The sequence below is a fragment of the Vibrio sp. 14N.309.X.WAT.E.F5 genome (assembly GCF_030397615.1).
Lineage (GTDB): Bacteria > Pseudomonadota > Gammaproteobacteria > Enterobacterales > Vibrionaceae > Vibrio > Vibrio lentus.
On sequence record NZ_JAPNXR010000010.1, the window covers coordinates 40077 to 55308 of the forward strand.

The 15232-nt window shown below is 45.8% G+C and carries 9 protein-coding genes; 2 read left to right on the plus strand and 7 right to left on the minus strand.

Features of this window, described 5'->3' with window-relative positions:
- Nucleotides 1-37 precede the first annotated feature (37 nt).
- The 7 genes from ygjK to ebgR form a co-directional block, all read right to left on the minus strand.
- Nucleotides 38-2413, minus strand: coding sequence for an alpha-glucosidase (gene ygjK, locus OW495_RS12715; RefSeq protein ID WP_289886846.1), 2376 nt, complete (start codon nt 2411-2413; stop codon nt 38-40).
- A 15-nt stretch (nt 2414-2428) separates the two neighbouring features.
- Entirely contained in the window at nt 2429-3493 is a 1065-nt protein-coding gene (gene ygjJ / locus OW495_RS12720) for a protein YgjJ (RefSeq protein WP_102513071.1), read from the minus strand.
- A 401-nt stretch (nt 3494-3894) separates the two neighbouring features.
- Nucleotides 3895-5328 (minus strand): amino acid permease, encoded by a 1434-nt coding sequence (locus OW495_RS12725; protein ID WP_017110436.1) that lies wholly within the window; start codon nt 5326-5328, stop codon nt 3895-3897.
- Nucleotides 5329-5901: 573 nt separating this feature from the next.
- The gene (locus tag OW495_RS12730) at nt 5902-7326 is read right to left on the minus strand and encodes an amino acid permease (RefSeq protein WP_017110435.1); all 1425 of its coding nucleotides are present in this window, start codon (nt 7324-7326) and stop codon (nt 5902-5904) included.
- 166 nt (nt 7327-7492) lie between these two features.
- Complete coding sequence (locus OW495_RS12735; protein WP_102326265.1) at nt 7493-7945, minus strand: beta-galactosidase subunit beta; 453 nt, start codon at nt 7943-7945, stop codon at nt 7493-7495.
- A 3-nt stretch (nt 7946-7948) separates the two neighbouring features.
- Nucleotides 7949-11065 carry a beta-galactosidase subunit alpha gene (ebgA, locus tag OW495_RS12740; protein ID WP_289886847.1) on the minus strand — a complete coding sequence of 1039 codons (3117 nt, stop codon included), beginning with the start codon at nt 11063-11065 and terminating at the stop codon, nt 7949-7951.
- 324 nt (nt 11066-11389) lie between these two features.
- On the minus strand, nt 11390-12373 hold the full coding sequence (ebgR, locus tag OW495_RS12745) for a transcriptional regulator EbgR (RefSeq protein ID WP_017110432.1): 984 nt from the start codon (nt 12371-12373) through the stop codon (nt 11390-11392).
- Nucleotides 12374-12767: 394 nt separating this feature from the next.
- Between ebgR and galE the strand changes: the two genes are divergently transcribed.
- Nucleotides 12768-13787: a UDP-glucose 4-epimerase GalE gene (galE, locus tag OW495_RS12750; RefSeq protein ID WP_017110431.1), complete on the plus strand. Its 1020-nt coding sequence runs from the start codon at nt 12768-12770 to the stop codon at nt 13785-13787.
- A 352-nt stretch (nt 13788-14139) separates the two neighbouring features.
- A complete protein-coding gene (locus OW495_RS12755) occupies nt 14140-15192 on the plus strand; it encodes a UDP-glucose--hexose-1-phosphate uridylyltransferase (RefSeq protein WP_099165274.1) in 1053 nt (350 codons plus the stop codon).
- The last annotated feature ends 40 nt before the right edge of the window (nt 15193-15232 follow it).

The window sequence follows — 15232 nt, forward strand, 5'->3', positions numbered from 1 at the left end:
TTTTCATTGAATTCCAGAAGACAGGTATAGGTTTGATTTACTCTGCGTCAGTAAAGAAATCGTTGTAAAGCATGTATAGGTGAGCAGCACTCCAAGAGAAGTTTGGTGCGCCTTGTTGTTCGCCGGTTAGTGGATTGTAGTTCTCACGGATAGGGCCGTCTTGCACTAGTCCATCGGCGTGATCAAAGAATGCACCTGCCATTTCAATCGCATCGTCACGGTAGCCGTAGCTGTCCATGCCTTTTAGACCGAAGTAGAATTGGTCTACCCAAACGCGTCCACGCCAGTAAATATCTGGGCCAAATGCTGGGCTAGAAAGCGCCGCTGTGCCTAGTGGAACGTAGGTATTGAACTCTTCTGTATCTTTCATTACAGAGACAACTGCATCAGCGTTAGCTTGAGTGGCAGCAGCATTGAACAATGGTGACCAACCTTCAGGGCCTTTACCACGCTCTACAATCGGTTTACCTGCACAGCCGTTGGCTAGTGGTTTGTCTTCGATACGAATGTCGTAGAAGAAGTTAGTGCCTTCGTCGAACATACAGGTGTTGATGTAGTTCGACAGATGCTCAGCCTTTTCACGGAACTCTTTCGCTTCTGCGTCTTTACCAAGAATGTCAGCCATTTCTGCTAGGTACTTGTTATCGCTGTACATGTAGCTTGCTTGGTCGACAGACTCTTGTAGCAGTGAGTAACCCAATAACGTGCCATCTTCAGCGCGGTTTTGAGCGAACTCAACATCCCAATCGCTGCGCTTGCCGCCATTCGCCACATACGCGTCTAGTTGGTCTTTATCAATGAAACCAAATGCGGCTGCATCGTCACGACCTGATTCCCAAGATGCGGCTGTTTGAGCTGGGCTTTCGATGTAATCGTAGTTACCTTCAGCCACAACTTTATCCAGTGCTGCTTGGCCTACGACGGTTTCATGTTTGTCGCCACGAACCACAGTGAAGTACATTTCACCTTCAGGTGTGTTGTGTGCTTTGTCGCGTGCTGCGCCATATTCAGGTACACCGTTGCCGTTGTTGTCACGGTTGCGTAGCCACCAATCGTGGTAAGCCACGAGCTTTGGATACATCTCTTCGAGCCAAGCTTCATCGCTGGTGGTCTTGTAGACTTCCATTACTGCCCATGCAGCTAGGCTTGGTTTAGTATTACGTTCATTCCAGTTACCACCGTCGCCGCCACGTTCTGGGCTTAGGTTATAAGCCAATAAATCGGGCACGTAGCCTTCATCCCAAGGGCGAACGGCGTCGTCAGCCTGAATTTGGTAAGCGAACATCGCACGGATGTTGTCTTTCGCTACGTCAGGGTTGAAGTGAGCCATTGCGTAGGCTTGTTTCCATGTGTCCCATGGCCAAGTTTGGTTGCCTGAGAACCAACGTGCGGTCACTGATGGCGTCACTGAATCAAACTCCATCGCACCTGCAGCGCCACGCCAGTTACCGTTTAGGGTTTCCATCGCTTTAACCGCAACACGTTCTTGTTCTGGTGTCGCGTTCGGGTTGGTTAAACCCATCTCAAGATAGCCTTCCCAACGTTCTGCTGATGCCGCTAAGAAGTCGGTAGGGTTTGCCATGATCTTTTTGATTTCTGGCTGTTCTGCTTGCGCTTCTTCTGCCGTTAGAACATGTGAGTATGTGGTGTAGATAGTTGTCGATGCTTCAATGTTTGCCGTTGAAGTAAACGCTAAACCATCAACTGTAGTTTGCGTTGGAATCGATTTGTGAACTTGGTACTCAGACTCACCTGAAGTCAGCAGATCCCACGTTGAACGCACTTTACCAAAGGTGACCTTTAGGCCATCGTCGGTTGCGACGATTTGACGGTCATACTCAGGGTAAGTTTCAGCGATTGTTTTGTCGGTTTGTGCTACGCCTTCTTTCGCATGGGTCTTTTCTAGCAGTTCACCATCCCACACTAACTCAACCGGCGAGTCGGTAGTGATTTTGGTTTCTAGCAGAGAGGTACGGTTTGAAGCAAAACGCATCGTCATTTCTACCGTTACATCGTCAGATTTTAGTGTCTGAACCAATGCGCCCGGTAGGCTGTAAGCTTCCATGGTGAATGCGACTTTTTTGCCATCTTTGAACACGCTTAGGCGGTCAAAGTTATCTGCCATGAAGTTGATGTATTCTTCAGTAAGCAGTGCCGTTCCTGGGAAGCCGCCCATGCCTTCAGCTGTGTCTGGCAGCAAGTGACCGTGCCATGCACCTAAGTCGAAGAATGGGTTGAAGCGCTGGTGGTCATCGAAGTCGTAATCTCGCATGTATTCTGGCGAGCCAGTGCGGTCGATAACGTTTTTAAATTGGTTGGCTTGAAGTTCTTCAGAGCCTGTATTTGATGTACAGCCAGTAACAACAAGTGCTGCGCCAATAGCGAGAGCTGCGAATGATTTATTCAGTTTCATGATGAGTTCCTGTTATTACCAGTAGAAGTATTGCATTGCGAACACTTGCGCGTCGCCGATTTCAGTGTCGCTGCCTACGCCAAAGCGGCTGTCGAAAGCAGTCGCAAATGCGCCGTTTCCGTATTCGTACCAAACGCCAGCATTGATGTAAGAGGTGATCTCTTTGTCGCCATTGTCACCGTCAAAGTTTGCGTAGTTGTAGGCTGCTGATAGGTAAACGCCTTGTGCTGCTTCGTACCACGCACTGGTTTGAATACCTGACTCGCTACCGAAAGATTCTTGGTTGCCTTTATCGGTATCATGCCAAACACGAGTGGCGAAGTTTTTGTATTCAGCTCCTAATAGTAGAAGTTCACCACCATCGTTGTTACGAACTTCACCGCCACCCATCAGGGTTAGGTCGTCGGTCAGATCGTATTGAAGGTAACCATTGACCATGGCGTTCTTATCTTTCCATTGGTCTGCGAAGCTGTCGTATTTGCCGAAGTGAACGAGAGCATCGTCTTCAGAGAAGTCAGACTCTGGCGCGAATGAAACACTGTAGCGAAGTTTGCCTTCTAGGTTTTGAATCTTTACACCAAGATGTACGTCACGCGTGTTTGAGATTGCGTAGCCGTACTCAACTGTAGGGTCACCCCACCATTGAACGTCATCCAGTGACGAGTCCATACGACCGACAATAAATTCTGTTTTTGCGTCGGTGCGGTAGCCAGCGTAAAAGCGGTTAAAACCACCTTCGAAGCCACCCCAGCCGTGGCCAGTCGCCCAAGCGTTACCTTCGTCATCGGCCTGTACTGTCCAGCCTTCCATGTAAGCAAGACCAAACCAATTACCGTGCTCGATAGCTAAGCCCGCTTCAATGTAAGTGCCGTCTGCGTAGCGACCTTTATCATCACCTTCGAGTGCCACATGACCACCAAGGCCAAGCTCACCGTAAAAGTTAAACAGCGTTTCTGATTCTGTTTTAGGGGGCTGAGTGTCGCCGTGGTTAGCTGCGGTTTCATCAGCGTGCGCATTAGCCGTAAGGGCAGCAAGAATACAACTTGTAATAAGAGTCTTTTTAGTAAAACTACTTTTCATTTTGTTCACTTCTGTGTCGGGGTTATAAATGAAGCTTCGTAAGCAGTTCTGACTTCTAATATGGGGTGCTCTTCAAGGCGTATATGGTCAGGTCACTTACGATCGCAAAACCAATATTAATGATTATTTTTGTGTTTAAAATTAAATAAGCTTAAAAGTGTGATCTATTTTTAGTAAAAGTTTACTGTTAATTTATTTTGGGTTTTAGTTGAATTTATAAACAAATATCAGGCGAGGGATATATCGGTGTTGTGAATCTATTTTTGATGAAAGGAATAACTCAGTAAATAGGATGTAAGGCGCAGCGATAAGAAAAAAGGGAAGCGAATAAAAAGGCACTCGCCAAATAGTGAGTGCCTAAGAGAGTTCAAATCAAGATTAAGACCAAGGTAAGGAGAACACTAGGCGTTAGCAGTTTCCGGCTTTGCTTCTAGTTTCTTCTCTTCTGGAGATAAGCTTTTCTCGTATTGACCGTATTTCCACCATGCGTAGCCAAGGAAGATCACAATACCACCTACGTTGTAGAAGATGATGGTCATGATGTCTGCGCCAGTTGGGAAGGTTGATGCAAAGAAACCAACCGTAAAGATAGCGATAAGAATCGACACCGCTGTGATACCCACTCGGCGTGAACCCATTCGGAAATCACGTGGGAGATGGTCGAGTTTCACACGCAAGTGAAGGTAAGCGATCATGATGAACAGTGGCGGCAACATAGAGGCTGCAGCGGTCATGTTGATGATGGTGCTCATCAAGTCTTGTACGGTGTCCGACGCCAACGTTGGGATGAACATCAGTGGAATCACGATGAAGAATTGAACCCAAGCTGCACGCTCTGGAACGCCTTGTTTGTTTAGAGCGACCGTTTTCTCACCGAAGATTCCTTTAGGGATCTCAGAAAAGAAAATCTTAACCGGAGTCGCTGTCCACATCAGTAGAGAGCCCAACATCGCAGTGAATGAAACCACACCAACGAAACGGTTCATCAAGATTTCAGACAGGCCAAAGTGTCTTGCTAGCCCTTCGAATACCTGCACCGAACCACCAGTAAACTTAAGTTCTTCGCGAGCAACGAATACGTTCGCAAGCACAGAGCCAACTGAGTAAAGCGCACCGATAAAGATACCGGCAATGATGATCACTTTAACGAAAGACTTGTGTCCACCTTTGATGTCGTTGACGTAAACCGCAACCGATTCAGCACCGCCTGCCGCCATGAAGATCCAAGTGATTACCCCAAGGAATGCCCAGTTAAAGCTTGGTGTCATCGCTTCAATGGTGATTGGGTCAGCTGGCTCGATACCACCGATCAAAGCACCGCCTGAAAGCAGGATGTAAGACAGAGTCAGCAACAACATCAGTGACGAGGTTAGTGAGGTGATTGGGCCAAGTAGCTTCGCACCGTTGTTTGAAATGTGCGTTGCAACAGCAAATAGAATGGTGCTTAAGATCGCCGTGGTTATCGGCGTAAATATGTATTCGAAGCCTAAGAAAGCATACGACGCATAAGCGATGATTCTAGGCAGCAGAGAGGTGAAGAAGAATAGGTTAACAAACCAGTAGGTGTAAGCTGAAATAAATGCCCAGCGACCGCCTAGAGAGCTTTTAACCCAAGAATAAACACCCGCCTCAGAGTCTTTATTCAATGATACAAACTCGGCCACGATCAAACAAAATGGCACAAAGTAAAAGATGGTTGCTAAAAAGAACATCGGAGCTGAGGAAAGGCCAATTTCGATGTTGTTGTTTATGATGTTATTGAAGCTGTATACCGCCGCGAAGGTCATAGACAGTAGGGCAAACTTGCCTATCGTACTGCGTTTATTATCGGACATGATGTTCTCCGGTGAATCACGTTGATGATCGTTATTACTAGGTCCTAGAGAGGGAGATCTAGGCCGTGTTTTTATTGTTATGTTGGTTTGGCAAACACCCGCTTCATGAAGTCAGGTTTGGCTCATTTATTATTTTTGTATTGATTTACGAACGAATTCCTTGGCGTTTATCTTTTCGATTTCAGTAAATTTATTACTTGAATTTCAAATGCAACACTAAGGCATTCATCGAAGAAATTGGCTTTCTCATGTACGACGATGTAACAGGCTTGTAGGGGCTTTTTGTCGTTTATTGTTCTATGAGTTTTTCTATTTCTTCAGCAAGAAGATTAAAGATTAAGCGGCGGGAAGTTAATCGGAATTGATCAAATATGTGATATCGAGTAAATAAATTTAGTTAATATTTTACCTGTATTTTTGTTCGGGATTTATTACGACTTAACTAGCGTTTTTCGTGAAGTGAAACCTTGACGGAATGACGTTTTTATTCTTGTTTATTGGTGTTTAATATTCTGATTTAAAACAAAAAAAGCGCCACAAAGGCGCTTTTCAATTAGAGATGTAAATTTTGGATTACGACTGCTTTGCTGCTTCTAACTTCGCGTCTTTACCTGCTTGCTTCTTTTCAAAGCGAGAGATCCACCACCAAGCGATAGCTGAGAACACTGCCGTCATAAATACGTTGACGAAGAACGCTTGCATTAGGTCTACACCCGTCGGGAATGCTGACGCCGTCATACTCACAACGAAGATACCGATAAGTACAGATACAACAGCCATACCTTGAACTCGAGTACCCATGCGGAAATCACGTGGCGTATCGTCATGCTTCAAGCGGAATACAAAGTACGCCACCATGATGAAGATAGGCGGTAACATTGCCGTACCAGCTGTTAGGTTAATCGCAGTGTTCATCATGTCTTGTACAGACTCAGAACCGAAGCCGTTTATAACGAGCATTAGGAATACGAACGCAAACTGCCACCATGCTGCACGTACTGGCACGCCATGTTCGTTAAGCTCAGTCGTCTTCTCACCGTAAACACCTTTAGGGATTTCAGAGAAGTGAATTTTTACTGGAGCTGCTGTCCACATCATCATCGAACCGAACATTGCGACGAACAGGATGATACCGACGAAGCGACCTGTTAGAGATTGTGAAATGTCGAAGTAGTTCGCCATACCAGTGAAGATTTCAACCATGCCGCCAGCATAAGTGAGTTCATCACGTGCAACGAACACGTTCACTAACAGAGAACCGACTGCATACATGATACCGATAGCGATACCCGCGCTGATGATCACCTTGATGAAAGACTTATGACCACCTTTAACATCGTTTAGGTAAGCGGCTGCGGTTTCTGCACCACCGGCTGCTTGGAAGATCCAACACATAATACCTAGTGTTGCCCAGTTGATGGTTGGCGTCATTGCTTCTAGCGTGATTGGTTCTACTGGCTCATGGTTACCACCTAATGCCATTAGTGCGCCGATAACGTAAACCGCGAACAGTGCAAATACGCCGTATGCCACGATCTCTGCAATCTTACCTAACCAGCTCGCGCCTTTGGTCGAGATGTGCGTTGCCGCCGCAAATAGGCCAATTGAGATTGCCGATGTCACAATAGGAGAGAAGGCGTACTCGTAGCCAAGCATTGCGTAAGACGCGTATGCGATAACGTTAGGTAGTAGTGATACAAACCAGAATAGGTTAACGAACCAATAGAGGAATGAACCTAAGTAGGCCGCTTTTGAGCCTAAAGGTTGTTTAAGCCAGTCATACATGCCTGACTCAGAATTTTTATTTGCTGATACGAATTCAGCAATAATGAATACGAATGGAATGAAGTAAATAAGAGTGGCAAGCAAAAAGATAGGGGCTGAACTCAATCCCAATTCGATGTTGTTATTTACAATGTTGCGAACGTTAAATACCGCTGCAAATGTCATGGAGAGTAAGGCAAATTTACCTAACTTACCGCGTACAGATTCAGACATAGTGTCCTCCAAGGGTCACGTAATTATAGTCGTTATTTCTTTAAGCTTCCTTGTAGGGAAGAAGCGTAAAGGCGTTATGCAGTGTGACTGAGCCTTGAACGGCAAGGCTCAGTACACACTGTGAATAGATCTTGTTGTTGCTTTCGTTTGTTTAGCTTTCAGTTACTTACTTATTAAGGAAGTAACCGTCTTCAATAGTCACTTTCAGCACCACTTTGCGTACTCGGTTATCACCGTGGAATCGATAAGCTTTGCTGTTATCAAATATCGCTACTTGGCCTTCAATGAGTTCACGAGTTTCACCGTTACCCATTAGGTGTTCGCGGTCACTCTCATCGCTGTAAGCTTGGATTTGCTCTAGCTCTGATTTGGCTGCGAACTCAACCGTTTCACGACCTTCTAGGTAGTAATGCACGTCGAAGTAACGACGATTGCCAGTAAAGCTTTCGGTGTTACGAGCCACGCCGTCTTCAATCATGTAAGCCAGTGAGTCACCAATTGAATACATCACGCCATCCTTGATGTTGCCGATGTTTTCAATCGCTTCTACACAGCGTTGCCATTTACGACCGTCGCGGTAAACGACTTTAAATTGCTCTAGGTTGTCTAAAACGATCATCGCTTATGCCTCGTTCTGTTGTGGTTGAGCTTTCGGTGCGTTCGCCGTGAAAAACTCATCGCCAAAGTTGTGATTGATTAGGTGCTGCGCATCGCAATCGCCTGCTTGGAATGGAATCAGAGTTAAGCCGTAGCGGAACTCGTCCATGTAAACTCGGTAAGAGTCGAGCACTTCGCTGCCCCAAGAGTTCGAGCCTAAGCCCATCACTTGGTGGTCTAGGTTTAGCGTGATGTAACCGCTCTTCTCTAGCTCAATGGTGTGTTGTGCTTGGTGCAGGTTTTGGTTGGTGTAGAACCATGCGCTGAAGTTGATTTCTTGCTGTGGTTTTACTGCAATACCATTACCTGCGCGGCTTGAAAGCGCAGCCCAACGAACATGTTGGCGGTTGCCGTTGTTTTGTGGGAACGGGTAGTTCTCGAACATGTCAGCCACGGTTGATTGGTAAACATCAATCATGTTGGCTTGTTTGCTGTCTTGGTAGTTCTCTTCAGGGCCACGGCCGTAGTATTGAACTTGGTCGAAATCACCGTTGATACCCATGTCGAAACCAATCACTGGAATAACGTGAGGGTAATCACCGTAGCGTTCACCGCTCAGTTCAACGTTCAGTTGGCCTTCAGCACTGATTTGGTAGCGATATTCACAACGTATGCCGAAATCGAATACCGGTGGAGCAACGATACTGGTGGTGGTGATCTCAATCTTGCCGTTGTTCGCTTCCACGTTTAGCGTGCGGAAGTGCTCTTGCATGATTTGTAGATGCGCAGGTTCCCAGTAACCATCGTGCTCTTGTTTATGGTTATCGATCATTGGCTTGAAGAAGTTCAGCTTAGGCTCCGACTTAATCAGTTCTTCGCCATTCACTAACCATGACGTCAGCTTGCCGTTCACTTTCGAGAAATTCAGTGCGAAGTTGTGGCCTTTGATTACATAAGCGAGGCGAGACTCTTCAACATTCAGTGCCGTTGCATTGTTGTTGGTGAAGGCGTCAAGCTGTGCAGTGTTCTCTTTCACTTGGAACTGGTAAACCGCGATATCGTGGTTCGCTTCGCTGTATGAAGTACGAGAATCTTTGCGAACAGTAAAGTTCACAAACACTTCACGCTCATCAAGCTGTGGCAAGTTAAGTGTCAGTTCGCGGCTAGAGTTTTCAGCCAGCTCTTCAACCTTAATATGTTGTACAGCAATGGTTTCACCTTCAGCGCGGATTTCCGCAGTGATGGTGTAGTCATCAATGTTTGAGAACCAAAGTTTGTTATCGACAGTGAAGGTGCCAGTTTGTGCATCGAAATCGCGAAGCTTCACTGGGGCAATCACTTGTTTGTACTCTTTCAAGCCTGGGCCTGGTGTTTGGTCTGGGTAGATCAAACCGTCCATGCAGAAGTTGTAGTTGTTCGGGTAGTCACCGTAGTCGCCACCGTACTTGTAGAACTCTGTGCCTGCTTCATCACGCGCTAGAATGCCGTGATCACACCATTCCCAAACGTAGTGACCTTGAATGGCATCGTGCTTGTAGAACACGTTTTGGTATTCGGTTAAACCGCCCGGGCCGTTACCCATTGCGTGTGCGTATTCGCAGATGATGCGTGGTTTTTCGTGTGGGAATTCACCGAAGGCATTCATCAGTTGAGCACGTGAGTACATGGTTGAAATGATGTCGACCACTTCAGCATCACGGTCTTCTTCGTAGTGAACCAGACGTGTGTCATCAATCGCTTTTGCTGCATCGTACATAGAACGGATGTTGCAGCCGTAGCCAGACTCGTTACCTAGCGACCACATGATGATGGAAGGGTGGTTCTTTTGAGCATGAATGTGACGTTCGATACGCTCAACAAACACCGCTTCCCATGCGGCATCGTTAGTGATGCGGCTTAGGTCGCCAACGTTAGCAAAGCCGTGTGTTTCAACATCGGTTTCGCCCATCACGAATAAGCCGTAGATATCACACAGTTCGTAGAAGCGTGGGTCGTTCGGGTAGTGCGCTGTACGTACTGAGTTGATGTTGTGTTGCTTCATCAGTACCAAGTCTTTCTCTACGCGATCCATACCAACAGCGCGACCTTTCAGGTGGTCGTTGTCGTGGCGGTTTACACCGTGCAGCATCACGTACTTGTTGTTGATGTAGAACAGACCATCGCGAACTTTAATATCACGGAAACCAACGCGTTGTGGAATCACTTCCAGCACCTTGCCGTCAGCGTCTTTCAGCGTAAGTAACAGTTGGTACAGGTAAGGGTTTTCAGCGTTCCATTGAACTGGGTTAACCACATCAATAGAGAATTGAGTATTCGCATTGCCGTCAGTCAATCTATTAGGAACGGCTAGGTTATCTACTGAGCCTTGCGAGATAACTTGGCCGCCATCAAGCAATGCGTACTCAAGGGTTGCGTTTGTTGCTGCTGCTAGGTTTTCTAGCTCCACTTTGCACGACAGGGTAGCGCTTTGGTAAGCGTCGTCGAAGTCAGTGCGAACGGTAACGTCTTGAACGTGCAGTTGTTCTTTACCGACTAGGTAAACATCACGGAAGATACCGCCCGTCCACCACATGTCTTGGTCTTCAATGTAGGTTGAGTCGGCCCATTGCATCACGCGAATAGAAAGTAGGTTGTTGCCTGCTTTTACGTGGCTAGAGATATCGAACTCAGCGGTTAGGCGGCTGCCTTTGCTGAAACCCACGTACTCGCCGTTTACGTAAACTTCGAAGTAAGTTTCAACGCCATCGAATTTGATGATGGTTTGTTTCTCGTCCCAGCTTTCGCCTAGGAAGAAAGAGCGTTGGTATGCGCCAGTTGGGTTGTCTGATGGTACGAAAGGCACATCAATTGGGAATGGGAAACCTTCATCTGTGTATTGAAGATCGCCGTGGCCTTCCATTTGCCACATGTTTGGAACCGTAATGTGGCCCCAGTCTTTCATTTCTTGAGAGTAGAACTCTTCAGGAACCAATAGTGGATTGGTGAAATAGCTGAAATTCCATTGACCACTCAATAGTTGGAAGTGGCTGCTAAGTTCACGCTGAAACGTTTTTGCATTCTTTTCTGATGCGTATGAGAAGAAGTATGCACGCGGTGCCATACGGTTCTCATGTAAGTTCAGGAAGTTTTCCCAGTTGTTCACGTTGCCTCTCTCTCGGCCTAAATGCAATTTGCTGACCGACGTTCTTATGCGTAATTGGGTCGTAGTGAATACGAGTATTTTTGGACTGAGGTAATTATTAGTAAAAGTTTTACTAAATGAAATTAGTGAAAACGTTTTACTTTAACTCCATCACGTTTTTTGTGGGCTTTTTACAGTGGTGTGTGATCCACTTAAAAGAATGTCATTTGGTGATTTAGGTGAGTATTTTAGAAGGGAGATATGCGTATATTAGCGTATATAAAAGACATAAAAAGGGCCACCTTCAATAAAGGCGGCCTTGATTTATATGTCTGATTTATATGATTATTTTGTTGTATCGCGCAGCTTGAGTTTACTAGGGACGTAGACTCTAAGTGGGATGGTTCGTCCGTCGCGCGCTTTCTCTATCAGCAGGTTAACACCTTGAATTCCCATCAGTTCAGAATGGATACGAACCGTTGATAAAGATGGGAAGGTAAACTTAGCGGTTGGGATGTCATTTACACTGATCAGCGCAATGTCTTCAGGAATGCGCAAACCGTGCTCATGAATCGCTCGTAAAACGCCAATAGCGATGGAATCTGATGCAATAAACATGGCTTTCGGGTAATTCTCGCTCTCTAGCATTTTCTTCGCTAGGTCGTAGCCCGATGAGCTAGAGAAGTCACCGCGATAGATATCTTGCTCACTGACTACGTTTTTAAGGCCACCGTATTCAGCAAAAGCCACTTCACGAATGTCTGAAGTATTGATGTCGTCTTGCCCACCAATGAAACCAATGCGTTGATAACCTTGGTTGATGAAGAAGTTGGTGATCTCTTTGCTGATACGAGCAAGATCGATATCGACAGAATCATAAGGTTCTGAGTGATCCGTAAAGTCGACGTAGCAAATATTATCGGTCAGCTTTTTCGCTTGCTCGATAACTTCTTGTGTCATTCTACCGACTAATAAAACACCGGTAATGTTGCTAGAGCTAACCTGTATTTTGCTTTCATAACAATTGGTTAGTCCAACTTCCATTTTTTCGCATTGAGTTTCAATACCATGGCGGATGGATAGGTAGTAAGGGTCGTTAACTTCAGCTTCTTGCTTGTAGTTATACAAGGCAAGGAAGTGATGATTTTGTTTTTTACTGCTAACGGTTTTTCGTGAGCTGCTGGTTTTGTACTCCAACTTCTCGGCAATTTCAAAGATACGCCTTTTGGTTTCTTCCTTGACGCTTAATGTAGGATCTTCATTGAGAACCCGTGAAACTGTAGCCAGTGAAACATTTGCTTCAGTCGCGATATCTTTTAACGTTGCCATACTCACTTCCTGTTATTGGAACATTGCGTTGCTTTGAAAATACATCTTTAGTAAAAAAGCAATGCACCTCTTTATTCTACAGACCTATTGTAATCAAACTAGATGTCATTGCATTAACTTTTAGTAAAATAAATGTTCAACTCCTCTACGATGTCTCAAATCTAGTTATCAATAATTATCTTATTAAAATTCAATGTATTAGATGTAATCGAGCATAGGTTATCTCCATGCCATGCTCAGTCACAGCGCTGAAAGTTAGTGTAAACGTTTACACTTCGTGGTTTTGATCACAGAATTATAGTCAAAATGGCTGCTACTATTTCTGGTATAGGGCGTTATTGAGCTGAATATCAGATCGAATTAAGCCACGAATGATGACAAAGAGAGGTTGATTGTGAAAGTACTGGTTACGGGCGGCATGGGTTACATCGGAAGTCATACATGCATTCAAATGATACAGGCAGGTATGGAGCCAATCATCGTTGATAACCTTTGCAACAGTAAAGAGCTGGTGCTAGAACGAATCGAATCGTTAACCGGAAAGCGACCAACGTTTTATCTTGGTGACATTCGTGATCAATCTTTTCTAGATAGCGTGTTTTCAGAAAACGATATCCAAGCCGTGATTCACTTTGCTGGCCTGAAAGCGGTAGGGGAGTCGGTGACTAAGCCTTTGGAGTACTACGATAACAACGTCAATGGTTCATTGGTGTTAGCTCGAAGCATGAAGAAAGCGGGTGTGAAAAGTATCGTATTTAGTTCTTCGGCAACGGTTTACGGTGACCCAGAAGTAGTGCCAATTACCGAAACTTCACCAACAGGCGCGACAACCAACCCTTATGGCCGCAGCAAATACATGGTGGAAGAGTGTTTGAGCGATCTGTTCAACGCGGAGAATGATTGGAGTGTGACGTTACTGCGCTACTTTAACCCTGTTGGCGCACATCCATCAGGCACCATGGGTGAAGACCCACAAGGTATTCCAAATAATTTAATGCCGTTTATTGCTCAAGTAGCCGTTGGTCGCCGTGAGAAATTGGCTGTGTTTGGAAACGATTACCCAACAGTCGATGGCACAGGCGTTCGTGACTATATTCATGTAATGGACTTAGCAGACGGCCACGTCGCCGCGTTAAAAGCGGTGGGTGAGAAGGCTGGCTTACATATTTATAACCTAGGCACTGGTAAAGGTTCGAGTGTACTTGAGATGGTTGAAGCCTTCGCACAAGCATCGGGTAAGCCTGTCCCTTATGAACTTTGTCCACGCCGCGCTGGTGATATTGCCGAATGTTGGGCAAGCACAGAAAAAGCAGAGCGAGAGCTTGGCTGGAAGGCGACGCGTAGCGTGATGGAGATGACGGCAGATACGTGGAATTGGCAGTCGAATAACCCGAACGGCTATTCCCCTTCGTAATTGAAGCCGCAGCGTTGTTAGCTGCGCTTACCAATTCCAATCACATAGAAGATCTATGCTCATGGATATTGGAAATCTTGCTGCCTAGCTGCAACTCCAATTTCTTTGGGGAATGCAGATATGAGAAAAAGAGATTCCAGATATCTCGTACCTCGATTCTGGAATGACGAATGAGCTAAAGGTAATCAATGAATGGCTTTGTAACCGTTGCGTTGAAATATGAAGCTCTGAAAAAGAAGCTTTGAACGTCATTCCCTACAACGAGGAACGAGCGTGATAGGGAATCTCCTTGTAGAAGAATTATTCATCTTGGTGAATTGACCAAGACACAAAATTTGAGAGCAATCTAAACATGTCAAAAGTTGAATTTAACCCAGTAGACCATCCGCACCGTCGTTATAACCCATTAACGGGTCAGTGGATCTTGGTGTCACCGCACCGCGCAAAACGTCCGTGGAGCGGCCAAGATGAAAAGCCATCGACTGCGCAACTTCCAGCGTATGAGAAAGAGTGTTTCTTGTGCCCAACCAATACACGTATCTCGGGTGACGAAAATCCAGATTACGACGGCACTTACGTATTCAGTAACGATTTTGCGGCGTTGATGCCTGATTCACCTGACGCTCCAGAGTCTGAAAACCCTCTATTCAAGACTCAAGGTGTTCGCGGGTTGAGCCGTGTTATCTGTTTCTCTCCGGATCACAGCAAAACGCTGCCAGAGTTACCGGTCAATAAAATCCGTGGTGTGATTGATACCTGGAACGAGCAAATTGAAGAACTGGGTAAAGATTACCTATGGGTTCAAGCCTTCGAAAACAAAGGCGAGACCATGGGCTGTTCTCAGCCTCATCCACACGGTCAAATCTGGGCGAACAGTTTTTTACCCAACGAAATTGAACGTAAAGAAAAGCTACTGAAAGAGTACTTCGACCAGCAAGGTTCGAATTTGTTAGTCGATTACGTTGAAGCTGAAATGAAAGACGGCTCTCGCACTGTGGTTGAAACTGAACATTGGATTGCTGTGGTGCCTTATTGGGCTGCGTGGCCATTTGAAACCATGTTGCTACCAAAAACACACATCCGCCGTATGAGTGAGCTGACTGACGAGCAGCGTGATGATTTAGCGCTTGCGATTAAGAAGCTGACTAGCCGTTACGATAACTTGTTCCAGTGTTCATTCCCGTACTCGATGGGTTGGCACTATGCGCCGTTCTTCGAAGAAGGCACCGACATCGATCATTGGCAACTGCACGCTTTGTTCTACCCACCGCTACTGCGCAGCGCATCGGTTCGTAAGTTCATGGTGGGCTATGAAATGCTGGCTGAATCTCAACGTGACTTAACCGCAGAGCAAGCTGCGCAACGTCTTCGTGATTTGAGTGACGTTCACTACAAAGAGCAGTAATACGTTGCTTCGTAGATAACGAGCGAGATTCCTGATATCT

Coding starts and splice junctions, on each gene's coding strand:
- ygjK (WP_289886846.1), bottom strand. CDS start 2,413: ATGAAACTGAATAAATCATTCGCAGCTCTCGCTATTGGCGCAGCACTT.
- ygjJ (WP_102513071.1), bottom strand. CDS start 3,493: ATGAAAAGTAGTTTTACTAAAAAGACTCTTATTACAAGTTGTATTCTT.
- OW495_RS12725 (WP_017110436.1), bottom strand. CDS start 5,328: ATGTCCGATAATAAACGCAGTACGATAGGCAAGTTTGCCCTACTGTCT.
- OW495_RS12730 (WP_017110435.1), bottom strand. CDS start 7,326: ATGTCTGAATCTGTACGCGGTAAGTTAGGTAAATTTGCCTTACTCTCC.
- OW495_RS12735 (WP_102326265.1), bottom strand. CDS start 7,945: ATGATCGTTTTAGACAACCTAGAGCAATTTAAAGTCGTTTACCGCGAC.
- ebgR (WP_017110432.1), bottom strand. CDS start 12,373: ATGGCAACGTTAAAAGATATCGCGACTGAAGCAAATGTTTCACTGGCT.
- OW495_RS12755 (WP_099165274.1), top strand. CDS start 14,140: ATGTCAAAAGTTGAATTTAACCCAGTAGACCATCCGCACCGTCGTTAT.